This window comes from Streptomyces sp. 184, assembly GCF_045781775.1.
GTDB lineage: Bacteria > Actinomycetota > Actinomycetes > Streptomycetales > Streptomycetaceae > Streptomyces.
The window spans coordinates 485,720-501,205 of record NZ_CP123230.1; the positions used below are offsets into that span (position 1 = coordinate 485,720).

The following is a 15,486-nucleotide window of genomic DNA, read 5'->3' on the forward strand; positions in this document are numbered from 1 at the left end:
TCATGCCCAGCGATTCTTACGGGGTCACCATCCGGCGCGCCCGTACCACGGATGTCCCCGCCATCCGGCGGCTGCTCGACCCCTACGTGCACCGTGACATCCTTCTCGACAAAGCCACCGTGACGCTTTACGAGGACATCCAGGAGTTCTGGGTCGCCGAGCACGACGGGGACGCCGCCGTGGTCGGCTGCGGGGCGCTGCACGTCATGTGGGAGGACCTCGCGGAGGTGCGTACGCTCGCCGTGGATCCGGCCCGCAAGGGCACCGGCATCGGCCACCAACTCCTCGACAAGTTGCTCCACACCGCGCGCTGGCTCGGTGTCGGCCGAATTTTCTGCCTCACGTTCGAAGTGGACTTCTTCGCCAAGCACGGCTTCGTCGAGATCGGTGAGACTCCGGTGGACCAGGACGTCTACAGCGAGCTGCTGCGCTCGTTTGACGAGGGCGTTGCCGAGTTCCTGGACCTGGAGCGGGTGAAGCCCAACACCCTCGGCAACAGCAGGATGCTGCTGCATCTCTGACGTCGCTATGTCCGAATCGCGCAGATATTGTTGAGCGAGTTCTCCGGCAGGGTTTGAGTTTTTCGCTGAAAAGCGGTTTGCTTTCGCCAGCACACATTGTTCTGATGAAAGGGAAGCCGGTGGCTCAGAAGGTACAGGTCCTTCTCGTCGATGATCTCGATGGCGGTGAGGCAGACGAGACCGTGACGTTCGCTCTCGACGGCAAGTCCTACGAGATCGACCTCACGACTGCCAACGCGGAAAAGCTGCGCACCGCTCTGGAGCAGTACGTGAAGAGCGGCCGCAGGACCGGTGGCCGCGCCACGAAGCGTTCTCGCGGCGGGGCGTCCGGCAGCCAGGACACGGCGAAGATCCGCGCGTGGGCGAAGGAGCAGGGTTACGAGGTCAGCGAGCGTGGCCGTGTTCCGGCGAACATCCGCGAGGCATACGAAAAGGCGAACGGCTGACGTTCAGGGCGAGGCGGTGGCAGGCAGTCGCCGCCGCGCTCACCAACCGTACGAGATCCGGCCGGTCCGCAACCCGGTTCCGCGCCGGAACGGCAGCACCGTCCGCGTAACTCCTGTCCCCATCCATTTCGACAGCATCCCGGACGACGTCTTCGACGCCATCCGCGTCCTCTCCTACGACATCCCCGTCCACGACTCCGCCCCCGCGGCCGGCGCCCGTGCCCACGGGCAGCCGCACCGCGGGGAGGCGCGCCAGCGCCGCCCTGCCGGGCGGCCGCAGCCACAGCGTCGGCGGCCAGCTCCGTACCGCCGCCGGCGCCGCGGTCAGGTCCAGCGGGATGCCGCTCCACTCCAGCCAGTCCAGCAGCCCCGGCAGCTCCGCCGCGCCGCCCTCGGCGATCAGGAAGCGCATCCGGCCGCCGGTCAGCGCCACGGGCCCCGTCGCCGGCCGCCTGCGCAGCACCGCCCAGCCGGCCTCCGCGGGCATCTCCAGCACGTCGCAGCGCAGCGCCCCGGGCAACGGCACGCCCCCTGAGGGCGGCGCCCCCGCGGCAGGCGCCGCGGCCGCCCCAGCCGCCGATCCGTTCCGGCCGTACACGGCGCTTCCGCCCGCCGGGGCGGGCCTGCCCTGCGGGCCGGTCTGGCGCGGGATCACGGTGCCGGTCACACCCTGAGCAACGGGTCGCGCCCGCGTTGGTTACGACATGTGTCACCCCGGTCGCATAGCGCGCTTCTTCTTCCCCGCATCAGCACTCACAGGCGTTCCACCGTGTTCGCCGTCAGCGCAGTGAAGAGGCCGGAAAATCTGATGGCACTGCCCACGGCGCGGGTAAGACTTGGCTAGTGGCGCTGGTGAGAGCGGTGGCTTCGGCGGGCTTCGGCGGTGTGTGGCGGCGGCGTTCGCCATGGGCGTAGCGGCATTGAGAGTATTCGCCTGGCCTGCGGGAACATCGTCTCGCACCATCGGGTTGGAGCAGTAGCCGGTTGTTCGGTGCAGGAGACTGATGGAGTCAGCGTCCGGGTGTCGGCAGTTGGAATGAGCGGTCCCCGCTTGCGGGACTAAGCTGCGGAAGGACAGGGAGGGGAACGTCCCCGATCTGCCTGACCGCTCTGAGGAGCGATTAACGATGTTCGAGAGGTTCACCGACCGCGCGCGGCGGGTTGTCGTCCTGGCTCAGGAAGAAGCCCGGATGCTCAACCACAACTACATCGGCACCGAGCACATCCTCCTGGGCCTGATCCACGAGGGTGAGGGTGTCGCCGCAAAGGCCCTGGAGAGCCTCGGGATCTCGCTCGAGGCGGTCCGCCAGCAGGTGGAGGAGATCATCGGCCAGGGCCAGCAGGCCCCGTCCGGCCACATCCCCTTCACCCCCCGGGCGAAGAAGGTCCTGGAGCTGTCGCTCCGCGAGGCCCTTCAGCTCGGGCACAACTACATCGGTACGGAGCACATTCTGCTCGGCCTCATCCGCGAGGGCGAGGGCGTCGCCGCCCAGGTCCTCGTGAAGCTGGGCGCCGATCTGAACCGGGTGCGGCAGCAGGTGATCCAGTTGCTCTCCGGCTACCAGGGGGGCAAGGAGACCGCCACCGCCGGCGGCCCCGCCGAGGGCACGCCGTCCACGTCCCTGGTGCTCGACCAGTTCGGCCGGAACCTCACGCAGGCGGCCCGCGAGTCCAAGCTCGACCCGGTCATCGGGCGCGAGAAGGAGATCGAGCGGGTCATGCAGGTGCTGTCCCGCCGGACGAAGAACAACCCGGTGCTCATCGGCGAGCCCGGCGTCGGCAAGACCGCCGTGGTCGAGGGCCTGGCCCAGGCCATCGTCAAGGGCGAGGTGCCCGAGACCCTGAAGGACAAGCACCTCTACACCCTGGACCTCGGCGCGCTGGTCGCGGGCTCCCGCTACCGCGGTGACTTCGAGGAGCGCCTGAAGAAGGTGCTCAAGGAGATCCGCACCCGCGGCGACATCATCCTGTTCATCGACGAGCTGCACACCCTGGTGGGCGCGGGGGCCGCCGAGGGCGCGATCGACGCGGCGAGCATCCTCAAGCCGATGCTGGCCCGCGGCGAGCTCCAGACCATCGGTGCCACCACGCTCGACGAGTACCGCAAGCACCTGGAGAAGGACGCGGCCCTGGAGCGCCGCTTCCAGCCGATCCAGGTCGCGGAGCCGTCGCTCCAGCACACCATCGAGATCCTCAAGGGTCTGCGCGACCGGTACGAGGCGCACCACCGGGTGTCCATCACGGACGCCGCGCTGGTCGCCGCGGCCCAGCTCGCCGACCGGTACATCTCGGACCGCTTCCTGCCCGACAAGGCGATCGACCTGATCGACGAGGCGGGCTCGCGGATGCGCATCCGCCGGATGACCGCGCCGCCGGACCTGCGGGAGTTCGACGAGAAGATCGCCGACGTGCGGCGCGAGAAGGAGTCCGCGATCGACTCGCAGGACTTCGAGCTGGCCGCCGGCCTGCGCGACAAGGAGAAGCAGCTCCTGGCGCAGAAGGCGCAGCGGGAGAAGGAGTGGAAGGCCGGCGACATGGACGTCGTGGCCGAGGTGGACGAGGAGCTGATCGCCGAGGTCCTGGCCACCGCCACCGGCATCCCGGTCTTCAAGCTGACCGAGGAGGAGTCCTCGCGGCTGCTGCGCATGGAGGACGAGCTGCACAAGCGCGTCATCGGGCAGGAGGACGCCATCAAGGCGCTCTCCCAGGCCATCCGCCGTACGCGGGCCGGTCTGAAGGACCCGAAGCGCCCCGGTGGCTCGTTCATCTTCGCCGGCCCGTCCGGCGTCGGTAAGACGGAGCTGTCGAAGACGCTGGCGGAGTTCCTCTTCGGCGACGAGGACGCGCTCATCCAGCTCGACATGTCGGAGTTCAGCGAGAAGCACACCGTCTCGCGGCTGTTCGGCTCCCCGCCCGGCTACGTCGGGTACGAGGAGGGCGGTCAGCTCACGGAGAAGGTGCGCCGGAAGCCGTTCTCGGTCGTCCTCTTCGACGAGGTCGAGAAGGCCCACCCGGACATCTTCAACTCGCTGCTCCAGATCCTGGAGGACGGTCGCCTGACCGACTCCCAGGGCCGGGTCGTGGACTTCAAGAACACGATCATCATCATGACGACCAACCTCGGCACCAAGGACATCTCCAAGGGCTTCGGCCTGGGGTTCGCCGCCGGGGGCGACGTCAAGACCGGCTACGAGCGGATGAAGTCGAAGGTCAGCGAGGAGCTGAAGCAGCACTTCCGGCCCGAGTTCCTCAACCGTGTGGACGACATCGTGGTCTTCCACCAGCTCACCCGCGACGACATCATCGAGATCGTCGACCTGCGGCTGGCCGAGCTGGACAACCGGCTCAAGGACCGCGACATGGCGATCGAGCTGTCCACCGAGGCCAAGGACCTGCTGTCCAGGCGGGGCTTCGACCCGGTGCTGGGCGCCCGGCCGCTGCGCCGCGCGATCCAGCGGGAGATCGAGGACGTGCTCTCGGAGAAGATCCTCTTCGGCGAGCTGCGCCCGGGCCACATCGTGGTGGTCGACACCGAGGGCGAGGGTGACGAGGCTACGTTCACCTTCCGCGGCGAGGAGAAGTCGGCGCTGCCCGACGCCCCGCCGGTCGACGCCGCCGCCGGCGGCGCGGGCCCGAACCTGAGCAAGGAGGCGTGAGCCGGTAGCTGCTCGGCTCCCGACGCACGACACAGAGCCGCCCCGGACCACACGGTCCGGGGCGGCTCTGCGTGTACGTACCGGGTGCACCCGGGCGCGTAGCGGAAGGCGCGTACGGGAAGGCGCCGTACGGGAAGGGCCGCGGGCGGGTCAGCCCTTGTACGCCGCGGTGACCAGCTCCTGCGCGACCTCCAGGCAGGCGAGCCGCTTCTCCTCGGCGTCGCCTTTGGCGTCGGCCAGGGCGAACATGCCGGCGTGCATGGCGAAGATCGCGGAGATGCAGCGCGCCTGGTCCCTCAGGTCGGCGTCCTTGTCGCGCAGCATCCCGATGATGTCGCCCATGCGGGCCTTGAAGGTCTCGCCGAGGCTCAGGTCGCGGATGCTCGCCTGGTTCTCCTGCATGAACCGGAAGAGGGTGCTGCCGCCGGCGAGCAGCGCGCTGTACCGCGTCAGCAGCTCCAGCCGGGTCTCCAGCGTGACGGGCTGGGCGCGGCCCCAGGCGATCAGCTCGTCGACCCGCGCGAAGTGGTCCTCGACCAGGCTGACGAGGATGTCTTCCTTTGTCTTGAAGTGGTAGTACAGCGCGGCCTTCGTGACGTCGAGGCGTTCGGCGATCTCGCGCAGGGACGTCTTGTCGTAGCCCTTGTCGGCGAAGAGCTCCAGCGCCACGTCCTGAATGCGCTGGCGGGTGTCGCCCCTGGTCGTCCCCATGATCCCTGCTTCCGTCAGATACTTACTTGACGCCCGGCAAGTAGCGGCGTACGTTCTCATGGTACCCACTAGCCGGGCGGCAAGTAAGTAGGGAGAGGGTCCATGGCGGACAAGGATCAGGAGGCGGTACCAGCGCCGCCGCGCAACATCAGGGTGATCATGCTCGGCCTGATGATCACGATGATGCTGGCGATGCTCGACAACCTGATCGTCGGCACCGCGATGCCCACGATCGTGGGCGAGCTGGGCGGCCTGAACCACCTCGCCTGGGTGGTCACCGCGTACACCCTGGCCATCGCCGTCTCCACGCCCCTGTGGGGCAAGTTCGGCGACCTCTATGGCCGCAAGGGCATATTCATGTCCTCCATAGTCCTCTTCCTGATCGGCTCCGCACTCTCCGGCATGGCCCAGGACATGGGCCAGCTCATCGCCTTCCGCGCGGTCCAGGGCCTGGGCGGCGGCGGTCTCATCGTCGGCGTCATGGCGATCATCGGCGACCTCGTGCCGCCCCGCGAGCGCGGCCGGTACCAGGGCATGATGGCCGCCGTCATGGGCATCGCCACCATCGGCGGCCCGCTGGTCGGCGGGACGATCACCGACCACCTCGGCTGGCGCTGGGCCTTCTACATCAACCTGCCGCTCGGCGCCGTCTCGCTCTTCGTCATCTCCGCCGTGCTGCACCTGCCGAAGAAGCGCGTCAAGGCGCGCGTGGACTACACGGGCGCCGCCCTCCTCTCCGTCGGGCTGACGGCACTGGTGCTGGTGACCTCCTGGGGCGGTACGGAGTACGACTGGGCGTCGGTGCAGATCATCGGCCTGTCCGTGCTCGGCGTCGCCTCGCTGGCCGCCTTCGGCTGGGCCGAGACCCGCGCTGCGGAACCGATCATCCCGCTGCGTATCTTCCGCAACAGCAACTTCACGCTGATGAACGTGATCGGCTTCATCGTCGGCTTCGTGATGTTCGGCGGGGTGACCTTCCTGCCGCTCTTCCAGCAGAGCGTCCAGGGCGCCTCGGCCACCAACTCCGGGCTGCTGCTCCTGCCGATGATGCTGCCCGTCATGGTCGTCTCGCTCTTCGTCGGCCGGGCCACGACCAAGACCGGGCGCTACAAGATCTACCCGATCGTCGGCGGCGCCGCCCTGATCGTCGGGATGTACCTGCTGTCCACGATGGACACCGGCACCTCCCGTCTGACCTCCGGGCTCTACATGGCGGTGATGGGGGCCGGCCTGGGCTTCATGATCCAGATGTCGATGCTCGTCGGACAGAACAGCCTGGAGATGCGCGACATGGGCGCCGGCAGCTCGACGATCACCCTGACCCGCACCATCGGCGGCTCCTTCGGCGTCGCCCTGATGGGCGCCATCTTCAGCAGCCGGGTCGCCGACACCATGGCCGAGGAGGCCGGGCCCGCCGGCGAGAAGGCGGCCGGCGGCGGCGGGCAGCTCACCCCGGATCGGATCGAGCAACTGCCGACGCAGATCAAGGACGCGTACCTGAACGCCGTCTCGAACGGCACCCACCAGGTGTTTCTCTGGGGCGCGGTGATCGCGGCACTGGCGTTCGCCGCCTCGTGGTTCGTCAAGGAGGTCCCGCTGCGCGGGGCCGCCCCGGCGAAGAAGGACTCCGGACCGGCCGGGGACGCCGGTCCGGACTCCGCGCAAGCGGAGGCGGAGGCCCCGGCGAAGGTCTGAGAGCGGGCCGGGCCTCCGATGGCGGGCCGCGCACCTCCCGCAGTAGCGGGCGTGGGGTGCGCGGCCCGTCTGCGCGTACGGGCGCGGGCCGTACGGGCGCGGGGCCGCGGGTCGTACGGGCGCGGGGGCCGCGGCCTCGTGCCGCCGGGCCGGCTGCACAGGGCCGGTGTCAGTGGTGCGTGCCATCCTCGGAGAGTGCTTCGCCCCGATCTGCGCGCACTTCGCAGCGCCAAGGACGCCATGGACCGCGACTGGGCCGACCCGACCGTCGACCTGGCCGTGGTGGCGACGCACGCCGGCTACTCGCGGTACCACTTCATCCGCGCCTTCAAGGCCGCCTACGGCGAGACCCCCGGCCAGTACCTGACGCGCCGCCGCCTGGAGCGCGCCGAGCACCTGCTGCGTACGTGCAACCTCTCCGTCACCGAGGTCTGCCACCTGGTCGGCTTCTCCGCCCTCGGCACGTTCTCCGCCAGCTTCAAGCGGCGCACCGGGCTGTCCCCGAGCGCGTACCGCGACGCGCACGTGGGCCGCGGGACCGCGCTCATACCCGGCTGCTTCGCGCTGCTGTGGGCCGGCGGGTTCGACCCGCGCATCAAGGAGCGCAACTCCGAGGAAGCGGGCTGAAGCCGCGCCCGCCTACCGTGGCCGCCGTACCGAAGCCCCACCCACCAGGGAGAACGCCATGATCACCAACCTGGCCATCACCACCGTCTGGACCACGGACCAGGAGCGCAGCCGGGACTTCTTCAGAGACAAGCTCGGCTTCGAGATCCGCGACGACATCGAGATGGGCGAGGGCATGCGCTGGATCACGGTCGGGGTCCCCGGCCAGCCGGACGTCATGCTGGCGCTCATGCGGACCACGGGGCCCGGCCTCGACCCGGAGTCGGCCGAGGCGCTGACCACGCTCGTCAGCAAGGGCGTGCTGGGCGCCGGCGCGTTCCAGACCGACGACTGCCGGGCGACGTACGAGACGCTGCGGAAGCGGGGCGTGGACTTCGTCCAGGAGCCGCAGGAGCGCCCGTACGGGACCGAGGCGATCTTCCGCGACGACAGCGGCAACTGGTATTCGCTGACGCAGCGGCGGGAGGGCGGGCTGGACCACAGCAAGCCCTGGGCCTGACGCCGCGGGGGACCGGTCGGTCGTGCGGCGCCGGGCGCCGGGTCGCTGCCCCGCTGCCCGTGGGCGGCAGGCGGCGGGGGTCAGCCCTGCGGCAGCCGGTAGAGGCCGTCCGCCAGCGGCTCCACCAGCCCGTCCGACACCAGGCTGTCCAGCGCCCGCGCCCGCTGCACCGGCTCGTGCCACACCGCGTCCAGCCGCTGCTGCGGCACCGGCCCGTCCGCGTCCCGCAGTACGGCCAGCAGCCGGCCGCGCACCTGGCGGTCCGTGCCGGCGTACGTCTGCGTGCGGCGCGGCGGGCCCGCGTGCGCCGGGTGCCCGGCGAGCCGCCAGGCGCACAGCGTCGCCACCGGGCAGTCGCCGCAGTCGGGCTTGCGGGCCGTACAGACCAGCGCGCCCAGCTCCATCGTCGCGGCGCCCCAGCGGGCCGCCTCGGCGTCCTCGTCCGGCAGCAGCTCGCGCGCGACGCGGCGCTCCACGGCGGTCGTCGCGCCGGGCGGGAACTCGGTGCCGCCGACCAGCCGGGCGTAGACCCGGCGGACGTTGGTGTCGAGCACGGCGTGCCGCTGCCCGTACGCGAAGGAGGCCACGGCGGCGGCGGTGTACTCGCCGATGCCGGGCAGCGCGAGGAGCTGTGCGTGCCGCTTGGGCACGTCGCCGTTGTGCCGTTCCTTTATCGCGGTGGCGGCGGCGTGCAGCCGCAGGGCGCGGCGCGGGTAGCCGAGCCGGCCCCAGGCGCGCACGGCCTCGCCGGGCGCCTCGGCGGCCAGGTCGGCGGGGCGGGGCCAGCGCTTCAGCCACTGGGTGTAGACGGGGAGCACGCGGCTCACCGGCGTCTGCTGGAGCATGAACTCGCTGACCATGACGCCCCAGGGGCCGGCTTCTGGCCGGCGCCACGGCAGGTCGCGGGCGTGCTCGTGGAACCACTGGAGGACTGGCCCGTGCAGCGCCGCGGGCTCGGGCGCGGACGCGGGCGCGCCGCCGGCGGGGGCGGGCGCGGATGCGGTACTAGCTGTGGTCGCAGTCATGGCACCCCTGATCCTGGCACAGAAAGGGGCGGGGCCCCGGGCAGCGCCGGGGGCCTTGCGTGTTGTGACGCCGGAAGGCGCAGAGCGGGCGGCGTACGGGAGCGTGGAGCGGACGACGAGATTCGAACTCGCGACCCCCACCTTGGCAAGGTGGTGCTCTACCAACTGAGCTACGTCCGCGGGGCCATGAGGCGGCTGCCCACTATACCGCGGTACCGCGGCCCCGAGCCCGTCGCGTACGGGAACGGGGCGCAGGTCCCGGCGCGGGCGGCGCCCCCCGCGCGCCCCCTCACAGCCAGCCGCGCTCCCGCGCCACGCGGGCCGCCGCGTGGCGGTTCTCGGCGTTCAGCTTCGTCATCGCCGACGACAGGTAGTTCCGCACCGTCCCGGGCGTCAGTGACGCCCGCCGGGCGATGTCCGACACCGGCGCCCCGTCCGCCGCCAGCTCCAGCACCTCCGCCTCCCGCGGCGTCAGCGGCGAGTCGCCCGCCGCGATGGCGTCCGCCGCCAGCTCCGGGTCGACGTACCGGCCGCCCCCGTGCACCGTGCGGATCACCTCCGCCAGCCGTTGCGCCGAGACCGTCTTGGGCACGAAGCCCCGTACCCCCGCGGACAGCGCCTGCTTGAGCGCGCCCGGGCGCCCGTGGCTGGTGACGATCATCGCCGCGCAGCCGGGTGCCGCGGTACGCAGCGAGGCCGCGACGGCGACGCCGTCGAGCCCCGGCATCTGGAGGTCCAGCACGGCGACGTCCGGCCGGTGGGCGCGGGCCATGGCCAGCGCCTCGTCGCCGCCCGCCGCCTCGGCGACGACCGTGAGGTCGTCCTCCAGCGCCAGCAGCGCGGCCAGCGCGCCGCGGATCAGGTGCTCGTCGTCGGCGAGCAGTACTCGGATCACGACGCCTCCAGGTCGATCCGTGCCTCCAGGTCGATACGCGCCGCCAGCCGGAACCGCCCGCCGGTCCTGCGCTGCGCGCTCAGCGTGCCCCCGACGGCCGCCAGCCGCTCCCGCAGCCCGGTGAGCCCGGCGCCGTCGTCGGGGGTGCCGGGTTCGGCCTCGGGGGCGCCGTCGTTGTCCATGACGAGTTCGACCACGCCGCCGGCGGCCCGCAGCGACACCGTGCACATGCGGGCGTCCGCGTGCCGCAGCACGTTCGTCGTCCCCTCGCGGACCACCCACGCGAGCGCCGACTGCACCGGCTCGGGCACCTCCACCCGTGCCCGCGGGGCCGTCACGTCCCCCTCGTCCACCGCGCAGTCGACGCCGGCCGCGAGCAGCACCGCGCGGGCGCCGGCCAGCTCGGCGTGCAGGTCGGCGGCGCGGTAGCCCCGTACGACGGCGCGGATCTCGCGCTGCGACTCCTGCGCCACGCGCTGCACCTCGGCCATCTGGTCCGCGGCCTCGGGCCGCCCCCGCTGGGCCAGTTGGACCGCCAGCTCGCTCTTGAGCGCCATGACGGCGAGGTTGCGCCCGAGTACGTCGTGCAGGTCGCGCCCGAAGCGCAGCCGCTCCTCGGCGACGGCCAGCCGCGCCTGCACGGCGCGGGCGGCGTCCAGTTCGTCGACGAGCTTCACGCCCCACGCGGAGGCGCGGTAGGTGATCCCCATGAAGGGGACGCCGAGCAGCGTCGTGACCGCGGTGGTCGTGAGCCAGGTGCCGCGCGGCCCGATCACGAGGGCCGCGAGGAGGGTGGCTGCCCAGAGGCCGAGGGCGATCGCCCCGCCGCGGCGGGGCGGCAGGGCGAGGTAGAGGGGACCCGCGGAGAACACGAGGATCCAGATCAGGTACGCCCCGAGCGCCGTCAGGTCCAGCCGGTCCGCGGCATGCAGCGCGAGGCCGGTCGCCACCAGCGCCGCAGCGACGGCGGTGTGCAGCGCGACCAGTCCGGCGGTGGGGCCGGAGGCCCCCAGGAAGGGCGCGGTGAGGGAGAGGCGCACCTGGAGCGCGAGGTGGACGACGAGCAGGACGGCCAGGAGGGCGGACGGAGCGGCGCCGAGGTCCGCACGATTCCAGACGAGCAGCCCGCCGACCAGCAGGGTCTCCAGGACCGCGAGGAAGTACATGGTGGCGATCGTGTAGCTGCGCCACCGCTCGGGCCCGCTCATGTTCCGGGCGCGCCGGAGCCAGCGGATCGCGCCGCCCGGTCTCTGCGGTCCCGGGCCGGGGCCGGTTGCCCCGTCGGCGTCCGGCCCGTCCGGCCCGTCCGGCTCGGCCATCTCGTACGTGCCCTCCGTCCCGGTCGTCCCCGTCGCCCCGTACGGCCGTACCGTACGCCCACCACCTCCCGGTGGCCGCACGGCCGGCCGCAGTCCGCTCACGCGCGCGGCTCCCACCGGAACCACCGCCGCACGGCCCACGCCCCGGCGGCCGTCCACGCCACGGCCACCGCGAGCGCCTCGACGGTCCCGCCGCCGGTCAGCTCCCCGGTCCAGCCGCCGCGCACCAGCTCCACCACCGGCGACAGCGGCAGCCGCTGCGCCACCTCGGCGACCGAGTCAGGCAGCACCTCGAACGGCACGAACAGCCCCGAGCCGAACATCGACACGAGCAGCAGCGGCATGCTCGTCAACTGCGCGCTCTCCGCGGACTTCGTCACCGCCGCGGTCGCCGCGGCCAGCACCGTCAGCATCGCCATCCCCAACAGCACCCCGATCACCGCCAGATGCGGCGCCTCGGGCGCGGGGGAGTCCATCGCCAGGCTGACGGTGACGGCCAGCACGAGGCACTGCGCCAGCGCCACGCACAGGGCGGGCAGGGCGGCGCCGACGAGCAGTTCGCGGTCGGCGAGCAGGCCGGTGCGCAGCCGCTTGAGGACGAGTTCCTCGCGGCGGGCGACGTAGACGATGACGAGGTTCGCGTAGACGACGAAGATCAGGGCGAAGACGACGGCGCTCGGCAGCACCACGGTGGCCGCGGTGAGGCCGGTGTCGGACAGGTCCAGCTCCTCGACGGCGGACCGGGTGGCCAGCGCGAAGCCCGCCGGCGTGACCAGCGCGCCGAAGAGCACGAGCTTGCTGCGCCACATCAGCGTCAGTTCGGCGCGGCCGATCGCGGCCAGCCGGGCGAGCGGGCCGGGGATGTCGGCGGCGCGGTCGTCGGCGCGCGGACGCGCGGTGGCGGTGGCGGTGGTGGTGCTCATCGGCCGTTCCTCTCGTCGATACGGACCACGCCGGCGGTGCGCGGGCCGGACCCGGCGCCCTTGCCGCGCCGCTTGCCCGCCCCCGGCGCCGCCGTGCGGTCGTCCCCCGCGGCGCCCGCGATCTTCAGGAACGCCTCCTCCAGCGACGCCGACCTGGCGTCGAGACCGGCCAGCTCCACGCCGTTGTCCTGGGCCCACAGCAGCAGGCCCGTCAGCGTCCGCTGGAGCGTGCCCGTACGCAGCCGCACGCTCGTCCCCGCCAGCTCGTGCCCGGTCACGCCCAGCGCCGGCAGCGGCGGCAGGTCGCCCGGCAGCCAGCCGACGGGCAGCCGGAACGAGATGGTCGCCGGGTGGTCGCCGACGATCTCCTCGACGGTGCCGGCGGCGGCGATCCGGCCGCCGGCCATGATCGCGAGCCGGTCCGCCAGCTCCTCGGCCTCCTCCAGGTAGTGCGTGGTGAGCAGCACCGTCGTCCCGTCGGCGCGCAGTTCGCGCACCAGCTCCCACGTCGCGTGCCGCCCCTCGGCGTCGAGGCCGGTGGTCGGCTCGTCGAGGAAGAGCACCTCGGGCCGGCCGAGCAGCGCGAGTGCCAGGTCGAGCCGCCGCCGCTCGCCGCCGGAGAGCTGCGCCACCCGCACGTCCCGGCGGTCGGCGAGCCCGACCAGCTCCAGCGCCTCGGCCGCCGGCCGCGGCCGTGCCGTGCAGCCGGCCCACATCCGTACCGTCTCGGCGACGGTGAGCTGCGAGGGCATCCCGCCCTCCTGGAGCATCACCCCGGTGTACGGGCGCACCCGCCCGCGCTCGCGGTACGGGTCGTACCCGAGCACCCGCACCTCGCCGCCGCTGGGCGGCGCCAGGCCCTCCAGCAGCTCGACGGTGGAGGTCTTGCCGGCGCCGTTGGTACCCAGCAGGGCGAACAACTCGCCCCGGTTGACGGCGAAGTCGACGCCGCGCACCGCCTCGAAATCTCCGTACGCGCGCCGCAGCCCCGCGGCGCTGATGACGTTCTCCTCTGTACTGACCATGTCTTCAGACTTCCGCCGCCGCGGGCGCCGGTGCAGTGCACGCTGTCATCGGACGCGATGACAGATGTCATGGCGGGTGCCGTCGCGGGCGGGCATCGCGGGCGGCATCGCGCGCGCCGTCGCGGAAGACTTCCGGACACACGAAAAGAGCCCCGGCCGAAGCCGGGGCTCTCACCGAGCGGACGACGAGATTCGAACTCGCGACCCTCACCTTGGCAAGGTGATGCTCTACCAACTGAGCCACGTCCGCATGCATCCGAACGGCTCTCACCGTCCGGCGCGTGCTCCACTCTACCCCACTACTAATGGGGCTTCTGTGGCGGAGCGGGTGACAGGAATCGCACACTGCGCCTCCCTCTTGGAAAGAGGGCGCTCTACTACTGAGCTACACCCGCGTGGCCTCGGGGGGTCACCCCTTGGCGCGTGCCCCGACTCTATCGGATCCCGGGGGGCAGATGGCAAGCCGGGCCGGTGAACGCCCCCAAGGCGGCCCGGAGGACGGCCGGATGGGGGCAGTCGGGCAGGCCGGACCGGCGTCAGTGTGCGGCTTCGAACGCCTCGTAGACCTTCTTCGGGATACGCCCCCTGGCCGGCACCTCCATGCCCTGCGACCCGGCCCAGGCGCGCACGGTGGCGGGGTTGGGCGCGATGTCGGTGCGGGTGAACGCCCGCCCCGTCGCGGCCTGCTTCCGCCCGGCCCGCAGGAAGGGCGCCAGCGTGCTGCGCAGTTTCTTGGCGTTCGAGGCATTGAGATCGATCTCGTACGACTTCCCGTCGAGTCCGAAGTTGACCGTCTCGGTCGCTTCTCCGCCGTCGATGTCGTCGAAGAGGCTGACCACTACGCGCTGCGCCACGAAACCGGTCCTTCCGTCGGTCGCGCCTGCCGCTTTCCCGTCCGCCGCGCGACCTGCGCGGAAGACCGGGGCCGCGGGAGCGCCGGCTCATTTGATCAGTGCTTTAACCTTTGTATCGCGACGGCTTTTGATGCGGAAGCCGGGCAATTGGGCCCGCGTGTCACGTCGCAATGCGGACCCTACTTTTATTGGGCCCTTTACCCAAGTGGATATCACGGGCGATGCGGAACCGTAACCGGCCCGACGCATATCTACCCGGGTAGATTTGCCCGCAAGGTACGCTGTCGTCACCGCTTCTTCACAACCCTTACCGGGAGTAGCCAGTGGCCCGCGTCGTAGTCGACGTCATGCTCAAGCCGGAGATCCTCGACCCGCAGGGACAGGCGGTCCAGCGCGCGCTGCCGCGCCTCGGCTTCGCCGGGATCGCCGACGTCCGCCAGGGCAAGCGCTTCGAGCTGGAGGTGGAGGGCCCGGTCGACGACGCCGCCCTCGCGCAGATCAACACGATGGCCGAGACGTTCCTTGCCAACACCGTGATCGAGGACTTCACCGTACGTGTCGAGGAAGTCGCGCACCGGGGAGAGGCGAAGTGACCGCTCGTATCGGCGTCGTCACCTTTCCGGGATCTCTTGACGACCGCGACGCGCTGCGGGCCGTTCGGCTGGCGGGCGCCGAGCCGGTCTCGCTCTGGCACCGGGACAAGAACCTCCAGCAGGTCGACGCGGTCGTGCTCCCCGGCGGTTTCAGTTACGGCGACTATCTGCGGGCCGGAGCCATTTCGCGCTTTGCACCCGTGATGGATACGGTCATCGAGCAGGCCCGGTCCGGTATGCCGGTCCTCGGCATCTGCAACGGCTTCCAGGTGCTCACGGAAACTCATCTGCTGCCCGGCGCGATGTTGCGCAACAACCACCTCCACTTCATCTGCCGTGACCAGAAGCTGCGGGTGGAGAACGCCGGCACGGCCTGGACCGCCGACTACGCCGCGGGCCAGGACATCCACATCCCGCTCAAGAACATCGACGGCCGCTACACCGCCGACGAGCGGACCCTCGACGAGCTGGAGGCCACCGGCCGCGTCGTCTTCCGCTACCTGGACGGCAACCCCAACGGCTCGCTGCGCGACATCGCCGGCATCGCCAACGAGGCGGGCAACGTCGTCGGCCTCATGCCCCACCCCGAGCACGCCGTCGAGGCCCTCGTCGGCACCGGCCGCACCGACGGCCTCGGCTTCTTCACCTCGATCCTCAAGAGGCTGGTCCACGCATGACGCGCACCCCGCTGGACACC

16 protein-coding genes and 3 tRNA genes are annotated in these 15,486 nt (G+C 71.5%); 9 read left to right on the plus strand and 10 right to left on the minus strand.

Annotation, left to right across the window (positions count from 1 at the left end):
- The first annotated feature begins 2 nt into the window (after nt 1-2).
- From QBL21_RS02040 to QBL21_RS02055, 4 genes are all read left to right on the plus strand, one after another.
- A complete protein-coding gene (locus QBL21_RS02040; RefSeq protein ID WP_407560231.1) occupies nt 3-521 on the plus strand; it encodes an amino-acid N-acetyltransferase in 519 nt (172 codons plus the stop codon).
- 119 nt (nt 522-640) lie between these two features.
- Entirely contained in the window at nt 641-967 is a 327-nt protein-coding gene (locus QBL21_RS02045; protein WP_018839280.1) for an Lsr2 family protein, read from the plus strand.
- A gap of 218 nt (nt 968-1,185) precedes the next feature.
- On the plus strand, nt 1,186-1,641 hold the full coding sequence (locus tag QBL21_RS02050; protein WP_407560232.1) for a hypothetical protein: 456 nt from the start codon (nt 1,186-1,188) through the stop codon (nt 1,639-1,641).
- A gap of 453 nt (nt 1,642-2,094) precedes the next feature.
- Nucleotides 2,095-4,623, plus strand: coding sequence for an ATP-dependent Clp protease ATP-binding subunit (locus QBL21_RS02055; protein ID WP_407560233.1), 2,529 nt, complete (start codon nt 2,095-2,097; stop codon nt 4,621-4,623).
- A gap of 150 nt (nt 4,624-4,773) precedes the next feature.
- On the opposite strand, the gene QBL21_RS02060 is transcribed toward QBL21_RS02055, so the two are convergent.
- Entirely contained in the window at nt 4,774-5,334 is a 561-nt protein-coding gene (locus QBL21_RS02060; protein WP_407560234.1) for a TetR/AcrR family transcriptional regulator, read from the minus strand.
- Between the two features lie 102 nt (nt 5,335-5,436).
- On the opposite strand from QBL21_RS02060, the gene QBL21_RS02065 reads away from it, so the two are divergent.
- The 3 genes from QBL21_RS02065 (at nt 5,437) to QBL21_RS02075 (ending at nt 8,155) form a co-directional block, all read left to right on the plus strand.
- Nucleotides 5,437-7,029, plus strand: a complete 1,593-nt coding sequence (locus QBL21_RS02065; protein WP_407560235.1) for an MDR family MFS transporter — start codon at nt 5,437-5,439, stop codon at nt 7,027-7,029.
- Between the two features lie 195 nt (nt 7,030-7,224).
- The gene (locus QBL21_RS02070) at nt 7,225-7,656 is read left to right on the plus strand and encodes a helix-turn-helix transcriptional regulator (RefSeq protein ID WP_407560236.1); all 432 of its coding nucleotides are present in this window, start codon (nt 7,225-7,227) and stop codon (nt 7,654-7,656) included.
- Between the two features lie 58 nt (nt 7,657-7,714).
- On the plus strand, nt 7,715-8,155 hold the full coding sequence (locus QBL21_RS02075) for a VOC family protein (protein WP_407560237.1): 441 nt from the start codon (nt 7,715-7,717) through the stop codon (nt 8,153-8,155).
- Between the two features lie 80 nt (nt 8,156-8,235).
- Here the strand turns inward: QBL21_RS02075 and QBL21_RS02080 are convergent, their stop codons facing one another.
- The 9 genes from QBL21_RS02080 to QBL21_RS02120 form a co-directional block, all read right to left on the minus strand.
- The gene (locus QBL21_RS02080; protein ID WP_407560238.1) at nt 8,236-9,180 is read right to left on the minus strand and encodes an A/G-specific adenine glycosylase; all 945 of its coding nucleotides are present in this window, start codon (nt 9,178-9,180) and stop codon (nt 8,236-8,238) included.
- Nucleotides 9,181-9,284: 104 nt separating this feature from the next.
- Nucleotides 9,285-9,360: transfer RNA gene (locus QBL21_RS02085), tRNA-Gly, on the minus strand.
- A 109-nt stretch (nt 9,361-9,469) separates the two neighbouring features.
- Nucleotides 9,470-10,075, minus strand: a complete 606-nt coding sequence (locus QBL21_RS02090) for a response regulator (protein ID WP_407560239.1) — start codon at nt 10,073-10,075, stop codon at nt 9,470-9,472.
- Nucleotides 10,072-11,496: a sensor histidine kinase gene (locus QBL21_RS02095; RefSeq protein WP_407560240.1), complete on the minus strand. Its 1,425-nt coding sequence runs from the start codon at nt 11,494-11,496 to the stop codon at nt 10,072-10,074. Before QBL21_RS02095 ends, QBL21_RS02090 begins: the two co-directional genes overlap by 4 nt.
- Entirely contained in the window at nt 11,493-12,317 is an 825-nt protein-coding gene (locus QBL21_RS02100) for an ABC transporter permease (RefSeq protein WP_407560241.1), read from the minus strand. The genes QBL21_RS02095 and QBL21_RS02100 overlap by 4 nt, the downstream gene beginning before the upstream one ends.
- A complete protein-coding gene (locus QBL21_RS02105) occupies nt 12,314-13,342 on the minus strand; it encodes an ABC transporter ATP-binding protein (protein WP_407560242.1) in 1,029 nt (342 codons plus the stop codon). The genes QBL21_RS02100 and QBL21_RS02105 overlap by 4 nt, the downstream gene beginning before the upstream one ends.
- A gap of 177 nt (nt 13,343-13,519) precedes the next feature.
- Nucleotides 13,520-13,592: transfer RNA gene (locus QBL21_RS02110), tRNA-Gly, on the minus strand.
- A gap of 73 nt (nt 13,593-13,665) precedes the next feature.
- Nucleotides 13,666-13,737: transfer RNA gene (locus tag QBL21_RS02115), tRNA-Gly, on the minus strand.
- A 141-nt stretch (nt 13,738-13,878) separates the two neighbouring features.
- Nucleotides 13,879-14,196: an Lsr2 family protein gene (locus tag QBL21_RS02120; RefSeq protein ID WP_407560243.1), complete on the minus strand. Its 318-nt coding sequence runs from the start codon at nt 14,194-14,196 to the stop codon at nt 13,879-13,881.
- Nucleotides 14,197-14,519: 323 nt separating this feature from the next.
- Here QBL21_RS02120 and purS point away from each other — a divergent pair, with 323 nt between their 5' ends.
- Together purS and purQ are read left to right on the plus strand one after the other, a co-directional pair.
- Entirely contained in the window at nt 14,520-14,789 is a 270-nt protein-coding gene (gene purS / locus QBL21_RS02125) for a phosphoribosylformylglycinamidine synthase subunit PurS (RefSeq protein ID WP_407560244.1), read from the plus strand.
- Nucleotides 14,786-15,466: a phosphoribosylformylglycinamidine synthase subunit PurQ gene (gene purQ / locus QBL21_RS02130; protein WP_407560245.1), complete on the plus strand. Its 681-nt coding sequence runs from the start codon at nt 14,786-14,788 to the stop codon at nt 15,464-15,466. Before purS ends, purQ begins: the two co-directional genes overlap by 4 nt.
- Nucleotides 15,467-15,486 lie beyond the last annotated feature (20 nt).

Excerpts from the sequence above, each read along its gene's own strand:
- QBL21_RS02040 (WP_407560231.1), top strand. The coding sequence starts at position 3 with ATGCCCAGCGATTCTTACGGGGTCACCATCCGGCGCGCCCGTACCACG.
- QBL21_RS02055 (WP_407560233.1), top strand. The coding sequence starts at position 2,095 with ATGTTCGAGAGGTTCACCGACCGCGCGCGGCGGGTTGTCGTCCTGGCT.
- QBL21_RS02060 (WP_407560234.1), bottom strand. The coding sequence starts at position 5,334 with ATGGGGACGACCAGGGGCGACACCCGCCAGCGCATTCAGGACGTGGCG.
- QBL21_RS02065 (WP_407560235.1), top strand. The coding sequence starts at position 5,437 with ATGGCGGACAAGGATCAGGAGGCGGTACCAGCGCCGCCGCGCAACATC.
- QBL21_RS02075 (WP_407560237.1), top strand. The coding sequence starts at position 7,715 with ATGATCACCAACCTGGCCATCACCACCGTCTGGACCACGGACCAGGAG.
- QBL21_RS02080 (WP_407560238.1), bottom strand. The coding sequence starts at position 9,180 with ATGACTGCGACCACAGCTAGTACCGCATCCGCGCCCGCCCCCGCCGGC.
- QBL21_RS02100 (WP_407560241.1), bottom strand. The coding sequence starts at position 12,317 with ATGAGCACCACCACCGCCACCGCCACCGCGCGTCCGCGCGCCGACGAC.
- QBL21_RS02105 (WP_407560242.1), bottom strand. The coding sequence starts at position 13,342 with ATGGTCAGTACAGAGGAGAACGTCATCAGCGCCGCGGGGCTGCGGCGC.